The 16515-nt window shown below is 67.0% G+C and carries 14 protein-coding genes; 11 read left to right on the top strand and 3 right to left on the bottom strand.

Annotated features, from left to right (window positions below; translation table 11 throughout):
- Positions 1-125 precede the first annotated feature (125 nt).
- Positions 126-2327 (top strand): acyl-CoA dehydrogenase family protein, encoded by a 2202-nt coding sequence (locus AC5Y4H_RS16130; protein WP_499983182.1) that lies wholly within the window; start codon positions 126-128, stop codon positions 2325-2327.
- A 991-nt stretch (positions 2328-3318) separates the two neighbouring features.
- Positions 3319-3678, top strand: a complete 360-nt coding sequence (locus AC5Y4H_RS16125) for an ATPase (RefSeq protein ID WP_499983181.1) — start codon at positions 3319-3321, stop codon at positions 3676-3678.
- A gap of 39 nt (positions 3679-3717) precedes the next feature.
- On the opposite strand, the gene fadD2 is transcribed toward AC5Y4H_RS16125, so the two are convergent.
- Positions 3718-5397 carry a long-chain-fatty-acid--CoA ligase FadD2 gene (gene fadD2 / locus AC5Y4H_RS16120; protein ID WP_499983180.1) on the bottom strand — a complete coding sequence of 560 codons (1680 nt, stop codon included), beginning with the start codon at positions 5395-5397 and terminating at the stop codon, positions 3718-3720.
- Between the two features lie 59 nt (positions 5398-5456).
- Here fadD2 and AC5Y4H_RS16115 point away from each other — a divergent pair, with 59 nt between their 5' ends.
- Positions 5457-6710, top strand: a complete 1254-nt coding sequence (locus tag AC5Y4H_RS16115; protein ID WP_499983179.1) for a DNA polymerase domain-containing protein — start codon at positions 5457-5459, stop codon at positions 6708-6710.
- Positions 6711-6723: 13 nt separating this feature from the next.
- On the opposite strand, the gene AC5Y4H_RS16110 is transcribed toward AC5Y4H_RS16115, so the two are convergent.
- Positions 6724-8115, bottom strand: coding sequence for a NarK family nitrate/nitrite MFS transporter (locus AC5Y4H_RS16110; protein WP_499983178.1), 1392 nt, complete (start codon positions 8113-8115; stop codon positions 6724-6726).
- A gap of 185 nt (positions 8116-8300) precedes the next feature.
- Between AC5Y4H_RS16110 and AC5Y4H_RS16105 the strand changes: the two genes are divergently transcribed.
- From AC5Y4H_RS16105 to AC5Y4H_RS16070, 8 genes are all read left to right on the top strand, one after another.
- A complete protein-coding gene (locus AC5Y4H_RS16105) occupies positions 8301-8882 on the top strand; it encodes an acyl-CoA-like ligand-binding transcription factor (protein ID WP_499983177.1) in 582 nt (193 codons plus the stop codon).
- 57 nt (positions 8883-8939) lie between these two features.
- On the top strand, positions 8940-9953 hold the full coding sequence (locus AC5Y4H_RS16100; RefSeq protein WP_499983176.1) for an ABC transporter substrate-binding protein: 1014 nt from the start codon (positions 8940-8942) through the stop codon (positions 9951-9953).
- A gap of 112 nt (positions 9954-10065) precedes the next feature.
- Positions 10066-10740, top strand: a complete 675-nt coding sequence (locus AC5Y4H_RS16095) for a 5-oxoprolinase subunit B family protein (protein WP_499983175.1) — start codon at positions 10066-10068, stop codon at positions 10738-10740.
- 66 nt (positions 10741-10806) lie between these two features.
- The gene (locus tag AC5Y4H_RS16090) at positions 10807-11718 is read left to right on the top strand and encodes a 5-oxoprolinase/urea amidolyase family protein (RefSeq protein WP_499983174.1); all 912 of its coding nucleotides are present in this window, start codon (positions 10807-10809) and stop codon (positions 11716-11718) included.
- A 471-nt stretch (positions 11719-12189) separates the two neighbouring features.
- Positions 12190-13587, top strand: a complete 1398-nt coding sequence (locus tag AC5Y4H_RS16085; RefSeq protein ID WP_499983265.1) for a nitrate/nitrite transporter — start codon at positions 12190-12192, stop codon at positions 13585-13587.
- 89 nt (positions 13588-13676) lie between these two features.
- Positions 13677-14828, top strand: a complete 1152-nt coding sequence (locus AC5Y4H_RS16080) for a uroporphyrinogen-III synthase (RefSeq protein ID WP_499983264.1) — start codon at positions 13677-13679, stop codon at positions 14826-14828.
- Entirely contained in the window at positions 14819-15592 is a 774-nt protein-coding gene (locus AC5Y4H_RS16075; RefSeq protein ID WP_499983173.1) for a sirohydrochlorin chelatase, read from the top strand. The genes AC5Y4H_RS16080 and AC5Y4H_RS16075 overlap by 10 nt, the downstream gene beginning before the upstream one ends.
- Before the next feature lie 78 nt (positions 15593-15670).
- Positions 15671-16123 (top strand): TetR/AcrR family transcriptional regulator, encoded by a 453-nt coding sequence (locus AC5Y4H_RS16070; protein ID WP_499983172.1) that lies wholly within the window; start codon positions 15671-15673, stop codon positions 16121-16123.
- Between the two features lie 15 nt (positions 16124-16138).
- Here the strand turns inward: AC5Y4H_RS16070 and nirD are convergent, their stop codons facing one another.
- Positions 16139-16507, bottom strand: a complete 369-nt coding sequence (nirD, locus tag AC5Y4H_RS16065) for a nitrite reductase small subunit NirD (protein WP_499917784.1) — start codon at positions 16505-16507, stop codon at positions 16139-16141.
- Between the last annotated feature and the right edge of the window lie 8 nt (positions 16508-16515).

Raw genomic sequence — 16515 nt, 5'->3', positions numbered from 1 at the left:
GCCTATGTCGGCGCCGGACCCTGCGCGACGGGCGGCCGCCGGCCCATATCGTCAACCAACCGGCTGGTTGTTAGCTTGGAAGGTACTTGGCCGACGCGGCCTCCTGCAGCAACGGAAGGCGACCAATGCCGATCGCGATAAATCCCGAGCATCAAGACCTGGCCGATTCCGTGCGATCGCTGGTGGCGCGCGTTGCGCCGTCCGAGACGCTGCACGCGGTGATGGAGACCCCCCTCGAGAATCCCCCGCCGTACTGGCAGGCCGCGGCCGACCAGGGCCTCCAGGGCGTCCATCTCGCGGAATCCGTTGGCGGGCAAGGCTTCGGAATGCTCGAATTGGCCATCGTGCTAGCCGAATTCGGTTATGGCGCGGTGCCGGGCCCGTTCGTGCCGTCGGCGATCGCCAGTGCTCTGATCTCCGCGCACGACCCGGACGCGAAGGTGCTCTCTGCGCTGGCGTCGGGTGGCGAAATCGCCTCCTACGGCCTGGATTGCTGTGCGCTGACCGCCACCCGGCATGGCAATTCACTGGTGATCCGCGGCGAAGTCCGTGCGGTTCCCGCCGCGGCACAGGCCAGCTTGCTGGTGCTGCCCGTTGCGATCGACAGCGGCGAGGCATGGGTGGTGCTGCGCGCCGAGCAGCTCGAGATCGAACCGGTGAAAAGCCTGGACCCGCTGCGGCCCATCGCCGACGTGCGGGCCAATGCCGTTGAGGTCGGCGAGGACGTCGTGCTGACCAACCTCAGCATGGCTACGGCGCACGCGCTGATGACCACGCTGCTGTCCGCGGAAGCCATCGGTGTGGCCCGCTGGGCAACCGACACGGCCTCTCACTACGCCAAGGTTCGCGAGCAGTTCGGCCGTCCGATCGGTCAGTTCCAGGCCATCAAGCACAAGTGCGCCGAGATGATCGCCGATACCGAGCGGGCCACCGCGGCCGTGTGGGATGCCGCCCGAGCGATCGACGAGGCCCGCGAAAACAATTGGGACACAGCGGGTTCGCATGTTGACTTCGCCGCCGCCGTGGCGGCGACGCTGGCGCCGGCGGCGGCCCAGCGCTGCACCCAGGACTGCATCCAGGTGCACGGCGGGATCGGCTACACCTGGGAGCACGACGCGGGCGTGTACTACCGCCGCGCCCTGATGCTGGCCGCCTCCTTCGGTCGCAGTTCGGACTATCCGCAAAAAGTCGTCGACACCGCCACCACCACCGGCATGCGTGCGGTCGATATCGACCTCGACCCCGACACCGAAAAATTGCGTGCGGAGATCAGGGACGAGGTGGCCGCGCTCAAGGAGATCGAGCGGGAGCAGCGCAGGGTCGCGCTCGCCGAGGGCGGCTGGGTGCTGCCGTATCTCCCGAAGCCGTGGGGCCGGGCCGCCAGTCCGGTCGAGCAGATCATCATCGCCCAGGAGTTCGCCTCCGGGCGGGTCAGGCGGCCGCAGGTCGGCATCGCCGCGTGGATCATTCCGTCGATCGTCGCCTTCGGGACGGAGGAGCAAAAGCAACGGTTCCTGCCGCCGACCTTCCGTGGCGAGATGATCTGGTGCCAGCTGTTCTCCGAGCCGGGCGCCGGGTCGGACCTGGCCGGCCTCTCGACCAAGGCCACGCGGACCGACGGCGGCTGGCGCATCACCGGCCAGAAGATCTGGACCACCGCAGCGCAGTACTCGCAGTGGGGTGCGCTGCTGGCCAGGACGGACCCCAGCGCCCCGAAGCACAACGGCATCACCTACTTCCTGCTGGACATGCACAGTGAAGGCGTGACCGTGACGCCGCTCCGTGAGCTCACCGGCAACGCGATGTTCAACACCGTCTACATCGACGACGTTTTCATTCCCGACGACTGCGTGCTGGGCGAGGTGAATCGGGGCTGGGAGGTCAGCCGCAACACGCTGACCGCGGAGCGGGTGTCGATCGGCAGCAGCGACGCGAACTTCCTGGCGACCCTGCCCCAGTTCGTCGAGTTCGTTCGCGACGGCCACTTCGACCAGATCGCCCAGCATCGGGCGGGCCAGCTGATTGCCGAGGGCCATGCGGCGAAGGTTCTCAACCTGCGGTCCACGTTGTTGACACTCGCCGGCGGAGACGCTATGCCGTCGGCGGCGATCTCCAAGCTGCTGTCCATGCGCACGGGCCAGGGGTACGCCGAATTCGCGGTCTCGTCGTTCGGCACCGACGGTGCGATCGGAGACACCAACCAACTACCCGGCAAATGGGGCGAGTACCTGTTGGCCAGCCGCGCCACCACCATCTACGGAGGCACCTCCGAGGTGCAGCTGAATATCATCGCCGAACGGCTGCTGGGTCTGCCGCGGGACCCGTAGAGCGATAGGTCCCGAACAGGGCCATGCCGACCTGACTAGGTCAGGCCGGCATGGGTCCCTCGGACGCGGTCGGCCATCCCGAGGGTTGGCGTGTCGGCGATGGCCGTTACCGCGCGGAGATGGTGGTTACCACCACCAGTTCCACCAGTGCTGGGGGCCCCAGTAGCCACCGCCACGGCCCCAGTTGCCGTGCCCCCCATTGCCATTTCCCCGACCATCATGGCCGCCCCATCCGCGACCGCCTGGGCGATCGGGGATGAAGCCCGGTCCGCTGTGCGGCCCAGCACTGGCGAAGCTCGTGGTGGGTGCGGACGCAGGGGCGGCCTGAGCCGTGGGAACGCCACCGAAAAGCAGCGTGCCGACCACAGCTCCGGCACCTATCGCACCTGCGGCTGCGCCGCGTAATGATCGCCGGGAGATCACAGAAGTCATTCCTTCCAACCACTTGCTATCGCTAATAAAAACGCTAGATGCATATTCCAAAGCAAACAAGGGAGATTCTTCACTTGTCGTTGTGAATTGGATAACAATGGCGTTGGTGCGACCCAATTTTGAGCTGGTTCGTTTTGCGTATTTGCGCAATTCGGTTATTCACACATACTGAGTCTCTTCGGCTTCGTCTGGCTATTCTTGCAGTGTACGCCCTATCTACTGATGTACTGTTTTACGGACTACGCGTCTACTGATGTCAGGCATTCCGCAGGGGCTTATATCTGTATCACACGCCCTGCCGGAAACAACAAGCCGCACCATTTGCGACAGCGATTTAATCACTCGCAGCAAACAGCTACCTTTAGGTTTTAGGTCACGAATCTGCGGCGCGGGGCGCCGTCGCGCCCCAGCGACTGCGTCCCCATCCGTGCGGCACCGGAACGGGAAGGCGGCGGCCACGCGACGCGACTTACGCTGGCGTCGGTGACAGAATCAGTATTGACACAACGGCACCGAGCGCTGATTTACTGATTGGCACTCACGGAGGAAGACAACCGAAGTGAACTTCAACAGCAGCCACAACGGACCCAGCGCCGGAGCCTTTCGCGCCCACAACCCCGCCAGCGGGCCCACTGGAGACGCGGCCCCCACCGAGCGCCTCAGTCTCGGACAGGGCGGCCAGCGGATCGCCAGCCCGCCGGCGGCGGGCCAGCAGGGACGCACCCAGCGGACGCGCCGAACCGTCGACCTGTCGGCAGCCACTCACCGCGCCCTCGACATCTGGCAGCGTGAAGCCGCCGACCGGCTGGGAGTCGCCCGGGTGACCGGGCAGGAGGTCCTCACCGCGCTCATCGACCAGCTTCTGGTGGACCCCAAACTCACGGCGCAGATCACCCGCGCCATCAAAGACCGCCGCTGACCCAGCCAACCACGGGACGCCCGCTAGCCCGAACGGGGGCTAATCGACGTCCATTTCGCGCAACTCGCGCTTGAGGATCTTCCCGGTGGGATTGCGCGGCAGCTCGTCGAGGAAGACCACTTCACGCGGCACCTTGTACTTGGCCAACTGGTCCTTCACGTGCTTCTTCAGGGTGTCCTCGTCGACATCGGAGCCGTCCTTCTTGACCACGAAGGCGCGCAGGCGGTGACCCCACTCCTTGTCTTCGACACCGATCGCCGTGGCCTCCACCACGTCGGGATGTCCGCTTAAACAGTCCTCGACTTCCGCGGGGAAGACGTTCTCGCCGCCCGACACAATCATCTCGTCGTCACGGCCGCTGATGTAAAGCAGATTGTGCTCGTCGAAGTAGCCGACGTCGCCCGAAGACAACAGCCCGTCGATGATCTGCTTCTTGCCGCCGCCGGTGTAACCCTCGAACGGGAAAGCGTTTCCGACGAAGATGCGGCCGACTTCGCCCTGCGGCAGCTCCTTGCCGTTTTCGTCGTAGATCTTGACCTTGACGCCTTTGACCACCGGTCCCGCCGTCGACGGGTTGTGCTTGAGGTGCTTGGGTTCGGCGATCGTGGCGAAAGCGATCTCCGTCGAGCCGTACATGTTGTAGATCACGTCCCCGAGCTCCTTGAGACCCCTCTCGGCCACGTCGGCGTTCAACGCGGAGCCGGAGACGAACACAATTCGCAGGCAAGACAGATCGGGCTTCTCATCCATCTTTTCCAGGGCGTCCAGCATCCGGGACAACATCACCGGGACGACGACGATCGCGGTCGTCTTGTACTTCGCGATGTCCGTCAACACCACATCGGGCTTGAACTTTCGGTGCAGCACCAGCGTCGAGCCCAGGAACGCTCCTATGGTGGCGTGCAGGAAGCCCAGCGCATGGAACATCGGCGCGGGAAGCGCCGTCACCTCGCCCGCCTTGAACGGGACATGCGACAGGATGCCGCCGATCGGTGCGAGGGTCGGCGGCGTGCTGCGATTCGCACCCTTCGGGGTGCCGGTGGTGCCGCTGGTCAGGATGATGATCGACGAATGCTTGTCCGCCTTGGGTGCGCGCTTGCCGCTGCTGCCTTCGATCAGGTCGGCGAGTGTCTTGTCTTTGCTGCCCGATTTCTTGTCGGAGTCGGGATTGGTGCCCAGCGCCCGCAGCTTGCCCAGTGGCGGGTCGGCCTTGCTGACGTCCTCGCAGTATTCATCGTCGTAGATGATCAGTTTGGCGTCCTCGCGCTCAGACACCTCCTTGATCTGTGGCCCGGAGAACGAACTGTTCAGCAGGATGATGCGAGCACCGACTCGGGCGCACCCGAACTCGGCGATGGAAAACCAGCGGCTGTTGCGGGCCAGGATCGCGACGCCGTCGCCGCCTTTGACGCCCTTGTCCAGCAGGGCGTGGGCGACCGCGTTGGCGGCGTCGTCGAGCTCCTTCCAGGTCAACTCGCCGTCATCGTCGATGATGGCCACCTTGTCCGGGGTGCGCCGGGCGTGCAGGGCGGGAAGCATCCCGATCTCGCCCCATTTGCGGATGTCGCTCACCATCGCGGCAAGGTTCTGGGGAGGCTCGAGCGGAAAGCCTCCGGCTTCGAGAATTTTGCGGACATAGTGGAGCTCCGCCAGACCGCGCTCCGCGTATTGCTGAACCTTGGAAACCGCCTGCCCGGGCAGGCCGATCAGATTAGGCATGGATTCCACCCTATGTGACGTCCGTCGCATTACGAGGGGTATGTACCCATCGACTTACGATGATGAACATGGGTCCGGTTTCGCTAGAGGTGGCCGGGCACCAGGTGTCGATCACCCATCCCGACAAGGTCGTGTTCGAAGCGCACCGCGGCTCGGGTCCGTACACCAAGCTCGATCTGGTCCGCTACTACCTGTCGGTGGCCGACGGCGCGCTGCGCGGTGTGGCCGGCCGCCCGATGATCCTGAAGCGCTTCGTCAAGGGCATCACCGAAGAAGCGGTGTTCCAGAAGCGCGCACCGGCGAAGCGGCCCGCCTGGGTCGACGTCGCCGAATTGCGGTACGCCCGAGGCACTTCCGCCGCCGAGGCGGTGATCCATGACGCCGCCGGACTGGCCTGGGCCGTCAACCTGGGCTGCGTCGACCTCAACCCGCACCCGGTGCTGGCCGGAGACCTCGATCACCCTGACGAACTGCGGGTCGACCTCGACCCGATGCCCGGGGTCTCCTGGCGGCGCATCGTGGACGTCGCGCTGGTGGCCCGGGAGGTGCTGGAGGACTACGGCTTGACGGCGTGGCCGAAGACGTCGGGGTCGCGCGGCTTCCACATTTACGCCCGCATCGCTCCGCGCTGGGAGTTTCGCCAGGTGCGGCTGGCCGCGCAGACCGTTGCCCGCGAAGTCGAGCGGCGCCTGCCCGAGGCGGCGACCAGCCGCTGGTGGAAGGAAGAACGCGAAGGAGTGTTCGTCGACTTCAACCAGAACGCGAAGGACCGCACGGTCGCGTCGGCGTACTCGGTGCGGGCGACGCCGGACGCCCGGGTGTCGACTCCGCTGCAGTGGGACGAGGTCGCCGGCTGCGACCCCCAGGCGTTCACGATCGAGACCGTGCCGGCCCGGTTCGCCGAAATTGGTGACCCCTGGGCGGGAATGGACGACGCCGTCGGCGAGCTCGACCGGTTGCTGGTGCTGGCCGAGGAGATGGGGCCGCCCGAACGCGCGCCGAAGGGGTCGGGCAAGCGCGGCGACGGCAGGCGACAGTCCTCGATGCCGCTGATCGAGATCGCCCGCACCAAGACCAAAGACGAGGCGCTGGCGGCGCTCGACGTCTGGCGCGACCGCTATCCCGCCGTGGCCCGCCGGCTGGAGCCGGTCGACGTCCTGGTCGATGGCATGAGAGGGCCGAGTTCGATCTGGTACCGGATCCGGATCAACCTGCAGCACGTCCCCGAAGACCAACGGCCACCCCAGGAAGAACTGATCGCCGACTACAGCCCTTGGGACGGCTATGGCGGAAAACAGAAGCCGTCGACCTGACCCTTGGTCTCGGCTAGATCCCCACCCGCGTGATCGCGTTGTGCTTGCGCAGGTACCGGTACCACGTGACGCCGAGCAGGCCCAGGAAGAACACGATGTAGAACCGCAGCGCCGGTTCGATGCCACCGAACTGCGACTTCGACCACGCGTAGGCCAGCGGAACCACGAATCCGCCGAACGCACCCACCGCCGAGATGACGCCCAGCGCGCCGGCCGCCTGCCGGCGCATCCCCACCATGGTGTCGGGATCGCCGCCGGCCAGCTCGCCCTTGATTTTGAATATCCGCGAGATCATCCGGTACGTCGAGCCGTTGCCGATGCCGGTCGCCACGAACAGGAACATGAAGCTGGTGAAGAAGGCCGGCAGGTTGACCGCCTGCACCGACCACAGCGCGGCCGCCGCCCCGATCGCCAGCAGCACGAAGCTGGCGGCCGTGATGCGGGCGCCACCGACCCGGTCGGCCAGCTTGCCGCCGAGGGGCCGGACGACCGATCCGATGGCGGCACCGAGAAAGGCCCACGCAAGGGCGATATCGCCACGCCCGAAAACCGTCTTGAGCAGGGTCGGGAAGGCCGCCGAGTAGCCGATGAACGATCCGAACGTGCCAATGTAGAGCAGCGACATGATCCAGGTGTCGGGGTGCCGCAGCGACTCCAGCACCGGCCGCACGTCGGCCTTGGCCTCGGTGAGGTTGTTCATGAACAGGAACGCGCAGACCGCGGCCACCACCGCCAACGGCACGTAGCACAGTCCGGCACGTGACAGCGCCATCCCCCCGCCCGCGATGACGATGGGTGGAATGACCTTCTGCACCACCGCCACGCCGATGTTGCCGCCCGCCGCATTCAGGCCCAGCGCCCACCCCTTGTCTTTCTCCGGATAGAAGAACGAGATGTTGGCCATGGACGAGGCGAAGTTGCCGCCGCCGAAACCGGCGGTCGCGGCGATCGCCACGAGGGCGCCGAACGGTAGGCCGGGATGGCTCACCGCCCAGGCCAGCAGCAGACACGGGATGAGCAGCAGCGCCGCCGAGATGGTCGTCCAGTTGCGGCCGCCGAACAGCGGAACGGCGAAGGTGTAGGGCAATCTCAGCAGCGCCCCGACTCCGCTGGGGACGGCGACCAGGCACAGGGCCTGGCTGGCGGTCAGCGCCCACCCCGACGGGGCGGGGTGGCCGTGCGCCCCGGCCGTCATGTGAACCACCACGATGCTCCACAACATCCACACGCTGAACCCGACGTGCTCGGCGAAGATCGAGAAGATCAGGTTCCGGCGAGCGATGGGCCTGCCGGTGGTCTCCCAGAACTCGGGGTCTTCGGGCCGCCAGTCATCGATCCAGTGCCGTCCCGTACGACGCTCGCGCGCGGGCGCGGGCTGAGTTACGGGGCTGATGGTCGTGGTCATCCGGTGGGACTCCTGAGTTGATTGGGGCGCGAGCAGTGACCACTCGACGCTAAAGACGCACTGTTACCGGTCGGGGTGTGCACAGTTACGTGGGCGATACGCAGAACTCGCAACGGCCCGTCCCCGTTTGTCAGAACTCTGCAACGCGCGCCCACGGCGAGGGGCCGATGCGCGACAATCGGCGCATGGTGACTGAGGCTCCCCTGGGCCTACGGGAGCGCAAGAAGATCAAAACCCGCCGTGCCATCAGGCGCGAGGCGTTTCGCCTCATCGAGCAGAACGGGTACGCCGCCACCACGGTTGAACAAATCGCCGAGGCGGCCGACGTGTCGCCGAGCACCTTCTTCCGTTATTTCCCGTCCAAGGAATCGCTGCTGCTGGCCGACGACCTGGACCCGCTGATCCTGGACGCGCTGAAGGCCCAGCCGCGCGACCTGTCTCCGGCGCAGGCCTTCCGCAGGGCCTACGAGGCCGTCATGGCCCAGCTACCCGACGACCAGCTGGAGTTCGAGAGCACCCGGCAGCGTCTGATGTTCTCGATACCCGAGCTCAAGGCGGCGATGTACGACGAGTACTACCGCACCGTGACCGTCGCCGCGGAGGCGATTGCGCACCGGATCGGCCGTGCCGCAGACGATTTCGAAGTCCGGGTGTTCGCGGGAGCGTTGACGGGCGCCATGATGGCCGCCTTCGACGGCGCGCCGAAGACCGCCGACACGATCTATCGCGCCCTGGATTTCATGGACGCCGGCATGCCGCTGGGCTGAGGGGTCACAACCGCGCGGCGACGCATCTGCGCGGGCGGAACGCGATACTCTCACGCGATGCGACAGGGATGGAATCGACGGGGATTCTTGCAGCTCGCAGCGGCTGCCGGGGTTACCGCGGTCGGCGGCGCGACGGCGTTCTCGGAGCTTTTGGCGGGGTGCTCGTCACGCAAACCGGCTCCGGGAGCAACCCCGGGTTCGGTGACGGTCACGCACCTCTTCGGTGAGACCGTCATCAAGGAACCGCCCAAGCGCGTGGTCAGCGCCGGCTACACCGAGCAGGACGACCTGCTGGCGGTCGGCGTGGTGCCGATCGCGGTGACCAACTGGTTCGGTGACCAGCCCTCCGCCGTCTGGCCGTGGGCCGCACCCAAACTCGGTGGCGCGCAGCCGACGGTGCTGAACCTGGACAACGGCATTCCCGTCGACCAGATCGCCGGTCTGAAACCGGATTTGATCGTGGCCGTCAACGCCGGCCTGGACGCCGACACGTACCAGAAGCTCTCCGCGATCGCCCCGACTGTCGCGCAATCGGACGGCGACGCCTTCTTCGAACCGTGGAAAGAACAGGCCACCACCGTCGGCCAGGCGGTCTTCCAGGCCGACCAGATGAAATCGTTGGTCGACGGCGTCGACCAGAAGTTCACCGACATCGGCAAGAAGAATCAGCAATGGACCGGCAAGAAGGCGCTGCTGATGCACGGCGCCCTGGAGCAGGGCACCGTCGCCGCCACCATGGCGGGCTGGCGAACGGATTTCCTGAATCAGATGGGACTGGTCATCTCCGACGCCATCAAGCCCTTCGCCAGCGGTCAGCGGGCCGTCATTCCGCGCGATCACATCAAATCGGTGCTGGAGTCCGCCGACGTGGTGATCTGGACGACCCAGAACCCGGACGATCAGAAGGCCATCCTGGCCGACCCCGAAGTCGCCGGGTCGCTCACCACCGCGCAGAACCGTCACATCTTCACGACGAAGGACCAGGCCGGCGCGCTCGCGTTCGCGTCGCCGCTGAGCTACCCCGTCATCGCCGACCAACTGCCCCCGCTGATCACCAAGATTCTGGGCTAGCGCCGCGGGCTTGTCGCGACTGTTTGAGCGTTTGCTAAGGCAGCTCTGGCAGTGCTCGAAATTCCGTCCGTACCCCTCGCACAGGCAACGATTCCGGAGTTACCGTCGAGTAATGAGCGTGACGGATCTTAGCGGCGACCTGGCCCACAACCTGCCGACGGAGCTGGTCGGCAACACCGTTGTGGACTACGGCGACCGCGCGCTGATGGTGCAATGCGGTAGTACCGCCGAGGTGCTGGCGTGGGGGGACGCGCTGCGCGCCGCGGCGATACCGGGCGTGGTCGACGTCGTCCCGGCGGCGCGCACGGTGCTGGTGAAGCTCGACGGCCCGCGCTACCAAGGCGCCATTCGCCAGCGGCTGCGCAAAATGCGCGTGGCCGCCACCCAGGACGCCTCCTCGGAGCCCTGCGCCGACGTGATCATCGACGTCGTCTACGACGGTCCCGACCTCGCCGAGGTCGCCGGTCACACCGGTTTGAGCGTCGCCGCGGTGATCGACGCCCACACCGCCACGCTGTGGCGGGTCGCATTCAGCGGATTCGCACCCGGCTTCGCCTACCTGGTCGACGGCGACCCGCGGCTGCGGGTGCCGCGCCACCAGGATCCGCGCACCTCGGTGCCGGCCGGCTCCGTCGGGCTGGCCGGTGAATTCAGCGCCGTATATCCGCGCCAGTCCCCCGGGGGTTGGCAACTCATCGGCCGCACCGACGCCGTGCTGTGGGACCTGCATCGCCCGAACCCTGCGTTGTTGACACAAGGCATGTGGGTTCAGTTCCGGGCCGTTTAGTCAGGCCGATCGCGAGCGCGGCGCAGCCGGGCGAAGAGGGCCGCCACCATAGCTAAGGAGATAGCCATGCCGACCTTGGAGATCCTCCGCACCGGACCGCTCGCCGTTGTCCAAGACCTCGGCCGTCCGGGCCTGGCCCACCTGGGGGTGAGCCGTTCGGGCGCCGCCGACCGGCGCGCGCACAGGCTGGCCAACCGGCTGGTGGTCAACCCCGACGACCGCGCCACCGTGGAGGTGACGTTCGGCGGTTTCGCGGCCAGGGTGTCCGGCGGCGATGTCGACATCGCCGTGACGGGTGCCGACACCGACCCCACCGTCAACGGAGTCAAGTTCGGCACCAACAGCATTCATCGGGTGCGCGACGGTGAGGTGATCTCGCTGGGCACCCCCCGCGCCGGGCTGCGCAGCTACCTGGCGATCCGCGGCGGCATCTGCGTGGAGCCGGTGCTGGGCTCGCGCAGCTACGACGTGATGTCGGCCATCGGCCCGTCGCCGCTCCGGGCCGGCGACCGGTTGCCGATCGGCGAGCACACCGATGCCTACCCCGAACTGGACCAAGCCCCGGTCGCGGCCATCAGCGCCCATGTTGTCGAGCTGTTCGTGGTTCCCGGGCCGCGCGACGATTGGTTCGTCGACCCCGACGCGCTCGTGCACACCGATTGGGTCGCGTCCGATCGAAGCGACAGGGTGGGGATGCGGCTGACCGGCCGGCCCCTTCAGTACTGTTACCCGGACCGGCAGCTGCCCAGCGAGGGGGCGACTCGCGGCGCAATCCAGGTGCCGCCCAACGGTTTACCGGTCATCCTGGGCCCCGACCATCCTGTCACCGGTGGCTATCCGGTGGTCGGCGTGGTGGTCGACGAGGACGTGGACAAGATCGCTCAGGTGCGGCCCGGCCAAACGGTGCGATTGCACTGGGCGCGACCCAGGACATTGGTGGGCACCCAATCCGGCGCCGCGAGTTGGCCTTTTTCCTAACGCAATTCGGGCGCATTTTGCCGGTGCTGGAATTACACCGTATTCCAGCTCACACAGGGTCGGGCGTATGTGTGAAATCACCTGATGGCGGCGCTCATTCGGGTTTGTCGAACTGCGTATTCGGGAAATGCTTGCCCCTCAGGGATTTACCAGATAACTGGTAAACAACTAACAGGCGATATCGGGCCGTTCCGGTTGACCCGCTCGCGTCGTAAATGTGAGCATCGGACCGTAAGACGGGGCCCGCCCCTTCCTTCGGGGCGCCCAAGCGTCTGAAGCCAGCCTCCCGAACAGCTTGCCCGATGCCGGGGTAGCGCGGGGATCCCTGGCGCAGCAGCGGCCGGGATGCCGCGGTTCGTAGGACCTGACGAGAGGGAGCTTTATGCACGTCAAACCGTGCGATGCCGTTGTGATGCAACCGATTTCCTCGATGGGTGAGCGAGCATGAGCGGCATACCGAAGAAGGGCCGGCTGCGCCGCAACCACCGCATCGAGGACTGGAATCCCGAAGACACGGCGGCCTGGGAGGGGGGCAACAAGAAGGTCGCCCGGCGCAACCTCCTGTGCACCATCGCCGGTGACCACGTGGCGTTTTCGATCTGGACCCTGTGGCCGGTGATGGCCCTGTTCATGCCGGGGTCCGTCTATGGCTTCTCCGCCGGCGACAAGCTGCTGCTGGGCGCGGTGGCAACCCTGGTCGGTGGTTGCGCCCGCATCCCCTACACGTTGGGTATCGCCGCCTTCGGCGGCCGCAACTGGACGACGTTCTCGGCCTTGGTGTTGCTGATCCCGACGGTCGGCACGATTGTGTTGCTGGCCAATCCCGGTCTGCCACTGTGGCCGTTCGTGGTGTGCGCGGCCATGACCGGGCTGGGCGGGGGCAATTACGCGGCCTCGCTGGCCAACGTCAACGCCTTCTACCCGCAGCGGCTCAAGGGCGGCGCGCTGGCCGCCAACGCCGGCATCGCCAACCTGGGGGTCGCGGTGATCCAGCTCGTCGGCCTGCTGGTGCTGGCCACCGCCGGGCACGAGGCGCCGTACCTGGTGTGTGCGGTGTACCTGGTGATGCTGGTGGCCGTCGGCATCGCGGCCGCGCTGTTCATGGACAACGTCCACCACGGCACCCAGCTGAGCACCATGCGCTCGATCCTTCTCGAGCGCGACACCCATGTGATCTCGCTGCTCTACATCGCCACCTTCGGCTCCTGGATCGGCTTCTCCTTCGCCTTCGGGCAGGTGATGCAGGTCAACTTCGCCGGCAGCGGGGAAAGCCCGAAACATGCGGCGCTGCACGCGGCGCAGGTGGCCTTCCTCGGTCCCCTGCTCGGTTCTCTGGCGCGCATCTACGGTGGCCGGCTGGCCGACCGCATCGGCGGCAGCCGCGTCACCCTGGGCGTCCTCGCCGGCATGACCCTGGCTGCCGGTCTCCTCGTCACCATCAGCACCTTCGACGATCACCACGCCGCGACGCACGCCGCCAGCATGATCGGCTACGTCGCGGGCTTCATGGTGCTCTTCATCCTGTCCGGCATGGGCAACGGCTCTGTCTTCAAGCTGATCCCCTCGGTCTACGAGGCGCGCAGCCGCTCGCTGGACATGAGCGAGGACGAACGCCGTCACTGGGCCCGCGCGATGTCGGGATCGCTGATCGGCATCTGCTCGGCCGTCGGGGCGCTCGGCGGCGTTGCTATCAACCTGGCCCTTCGCCAGTCATACCTGAGCACCGGCACGGAAACGTCGGCGTACTGGGTGTTTTTGGCCTCTTACGTCGTGGCGGCGATCATGACCTGGATGGTCTACGTGCGCCGTCCCGCGTCGGCCCAGGGCCTGTCCGAGTCGGCGCCCGAAGCGGAGGCCGCCCGTGTGTGAGCCGCCTCGCAACACGGGCAATGCCGCAGCAATTGGCCGGTAACGTAACCGAAACGTCGCAGGCATACACAATCCATATGGCCCCGCAACTGGCCCCACCAGACTCCGCGCCGCTGACCGGCTACCGGATCGCCGTCACGTCGGCGAACCGCGCCGAGGAGCTGTGCGCGTTGCTGCGCCGTAACGGCGCGGAGGTCTCCAGTGCCGCGGCCATCAACATCATCGCGCTGCCCGAAGACGCCGAACTGCACAATCACACCGAAGCGGTGATCGCCGAACCGCCCGATATCTTGGTGGCGCACACCGGCATAGGCTTCCGCGGCTGGGTCGCGGCGGCCGACGGCTGGGGGCTGGCGACCCAACTGCTGGCGTCGCTTGCCAAGTCGCGGATCGTGGCCCGAGGGCCGAAGGCGACCGGCGCGTTGCGCGCCGCCGGGCTGCACGAGGAATGGTCCCCGAAATCCGAGTCATCGCGCGAGGTCCTGCGCTACCTCCTCGAGTCGGACGTCGCCGGCAAGCGCATCGCCGTCCAGCTGCACGGGGCGGCGGACGGATGGGATCCGTTCCCGGAGTTCATCAACGGACTGCGGGCGGCGGGCGCACAGGTGGTCCCCATCCACGTATACCGCTGGAAGCCGACGCCCGCCGGCGGCGACTTCGACCAACTCGTCGCCTCGGTCGCGCGCAGACAATTCGACGCCGTGACCTTCACCTCGGCACCCGCAGGCGCGGCGCTGCTCGAACGTAGCCGCGAGTTGGGCGTCGAAGATCAACTGCTGCAAGCGCTTCGCAGCGACGTGCACGCGATGTGCGTCGGCCCGGTCACCGCGCAGCCGTTGATCCGGGCGGGGATTCCGACGTCGTCGCCCGAGCGGATGCGGTTGGGCGCGTTGGCGCGCCACATCGCCCAGGAGCTCCCACCCCTGCGGTCGTGCACCATCCGCGCGGCCGGGCACGACATCGAGATCCGCGGCACCTGCGTGCTGGTCGATGGCTCGGTGCAGTCGCTGTCCGGATCGAGCATGGCGACCCTGCGGGCGCTGGCACAACGACCCGGCGATGTCGTCGCGCGCAACGACTTGCTCCGGGTACTTCCCGGCAACAGCAATGACCCGCACGCCGTCGACACCGCGGTGCTGCGGCTGCGAACGGCGTTGGGCGACAAGAACATCATCGCGACGGTGGTCAAGCGTGGCTACCGGCTCGCGATCGACCAGCCGGGAGATTCCTCATGGCATTGATCCTGGCAGCCCACGGCACCCGCAGGCAGGGTGGTGTGGTGATGATCGAAGGCCTTGCGGCACAAGTGAGTACGCTGGTCCGCGGCAGAGTGGACGTTGCGTTCGTCGACGTGGTCGGCCCCACCCCCGGGGAAGTGCTGGCACGCGCCAAGGCCGACGAACGGGCCGCCATCGTGGTGCCCGCGTTCCTGTCGCGCGGATACCACGTGCGGGCCGACCTACCCTCGCACGTCGAGATCAGCGGTCACCCGAACGTGATCGTCACCCCCGCGTTGGGCCCGAGCGGTCAGATCGCCCGGATGGTCGGTGATCAGCTGCTGAAATGCGGTTGGCGTCCGGACGATTCGGTGATCCTGGCGGCTGCGGGAACCTCGGACGACAGAGCCCGCGCGGATCTGCACACCACCGCGACGCTGTTGTCGGCGCTGACCGGATCGCGGGTGAGCCTGGCGTTCGCGGCCACCGGTGATCCGCCGGTGGCCGAGGCCGTGGCCCGCGCACGGTTTCGGGCGCGGCGCACCGGCGGACGCGTCGTGGTCGCCTCATATCTGCTGGCCGACGGCCTGTTCCAACAACGGCTGCACCACTGCGGCGCCGACCTGGTCAGCGAGCCGCTGGGCACCCATCCCGGGTTGGCGCGGCTGGTCGCGCGCCGATTCCGGCGGGCTCTGCCACCGGTCCTCGCCCCCACCGCCCGGCACGCGTCACGCCGATCGAGCCCGCTTCAGCTGGCCCACAGTCGCCCCACACCTTCCGTTCCCTAGCGCACAGCGCCTGCCGGCGAGGCGCGCCGGTGTCCGGCATTCCTTGATCTTTGGTCGCGGACGGGTGATCCTGACACCATGCCCCGTCGCGAAGAGCCGTCGCATGGCATCCTCGACCCGGTCGCAAAGATGCTGCGGTTGCCCTTCGGCACACCGGAATTCATCGACCGGATCGTCACGGGCGGGGCCAATCAGGTGGGCCGGCGTACCCTGCGGATGCTGATCACGACGTGGGACGCCGCCGGGGGCGGCCCGTTTGCGGCCAGTGCCGTCGCGTCAACGGGGATGGCGAAGACGGCCGAAATCGTGCAGGGCATGTTCATCGGGCCCGTTTTTGGTCCACTGCTGCGAATTCTGGGTGCGGACAAGGCGGCCCTGCGGGCATCGTTGTGCGCCTCGCAGTTGGTGGGCCTGGGCATCATGCGCTACGGCATCCGATCAGAGCCGTTGCACTCCATGCCGGTGGACGCTCTCGTCGACGCGATCGGGCCGACGATGCAGCGCTACCTGGTCGGCGACATCACCCGCTGACCCCGGCGGCCCGGCTCAGGCTGCCCGCGGCTGGTAGTCGCGCGCGACCTGAACGTAGCCGTCATCGGTGATCCGCACCGGGTACACCGGTACCGAAACGGTCGGATCATCCAGGCAGGAACCGTCTTCGAGCGAGAACGCCTGCTTCAAGATGGGCGACTGAACCGTGACGCAGCCATCGCGGTCACCCACGATCCCGCGGGAAAGCACCGCGGCACCGGAGAACGGGTCGACGTTGCCCACCGCGTACACGGAGCCGTCATCGAGCCGGAACAACGCCGCCTGGGAACCGTCGTCAAGGAGCACGCCGACGCCGCGACCCGGAATGAGGTGCTCGTACGCGCACGCGCTGGTCCACACCGCAATGTCGTTGAGAAGTGTCATGATCCCTT

The organism is Mycobacterium sp. NGS58 (genome assembly GCF_059812385.1).
This window is presented reverse-complemented; position numbering and strand designations above follow the sequence as displayed.

Bases quoted from the DNA above. Each gene is read 5' to 3' on its own strand.
- AC5Y4H_RS16130 (WP_499983182.1), top strand. From the start codon at position 126: ATGCCGATCGCGATAAATCCCGAGCATCAAGACCTGGCCGATTCCGTG.
- fadD2 (WP_499983180.1), bottom strand. From the start codon at position 5,397: ATGCCTAATCTGATCGGCCTGCCCGGGCAGGCGGTTTCCAAGGTTCAG.
- AC5Y4H_RS16115 (WP_499983179.1), top strand. From the start codon at position 5,457: ATGATGAACATGGGTCCGGTTTCGCTAGAGGTGGCCGGGCACCAGGTG.
- AC5Y4H_RS16110 (WP_499983178.1), bottom strand. From the start codon at position 8,115: ATGACCACGACCATCAGCCCCGTAACTCAGCCCGCGCCCGCGCGCGAG.
- AC5Y4H_RS16105 (WP_499983177.1), top strand. From the start codon at position 8,301: ATGGTGACTGAGGCTCCCCTGGGCCTACGGGAGCGCAAGAAGATCAAA.
- AC5Y4H_RS16100 (WP_499983176.1), top strand. From the start codon at position 8,940: ATGCGACAGGGATGGAATCGACGGGGATTCTTGCAGCTCGCAGCGGCT.
- AC5Y4H_RS16095 (WP_499983175.1), top strand. From the start codon at position 10,066: ATGAGCGTGACGGATCTTAGCGGCGACCTGGCCCACAACCTGCCGACG.
- AC5Y4H_RS16090 (WP_499983174.1), top strand. From the start codon at position 10,807: ATGCCGACCTTGGAGATCCTCCGCACCGGACCGCTCGCCGTTGTCCAA.
- AC5Y4H_RS16075 (WP_499983173.1), top strand. From the start codon at position 14,819: ATGGCATTGATCCTGGCAGCCCACGGCACCCGCAGGCAGGGTGGTGTG.
- AC5Y4H_RS16070 (WP_499983172.1), top strand. From the start codon at position 15,671: ATGCCCCGTCGCGAAGAGCCGTCGCATGGCATCCTCGACCCGGTCGCA.
- nirD (WP_499917784.1), bottom strand. From the start codon at position 16,507: ATGACACTTCTCAACGACATTGCGGTGTGGACCAGCGCGTGCGCGTAC.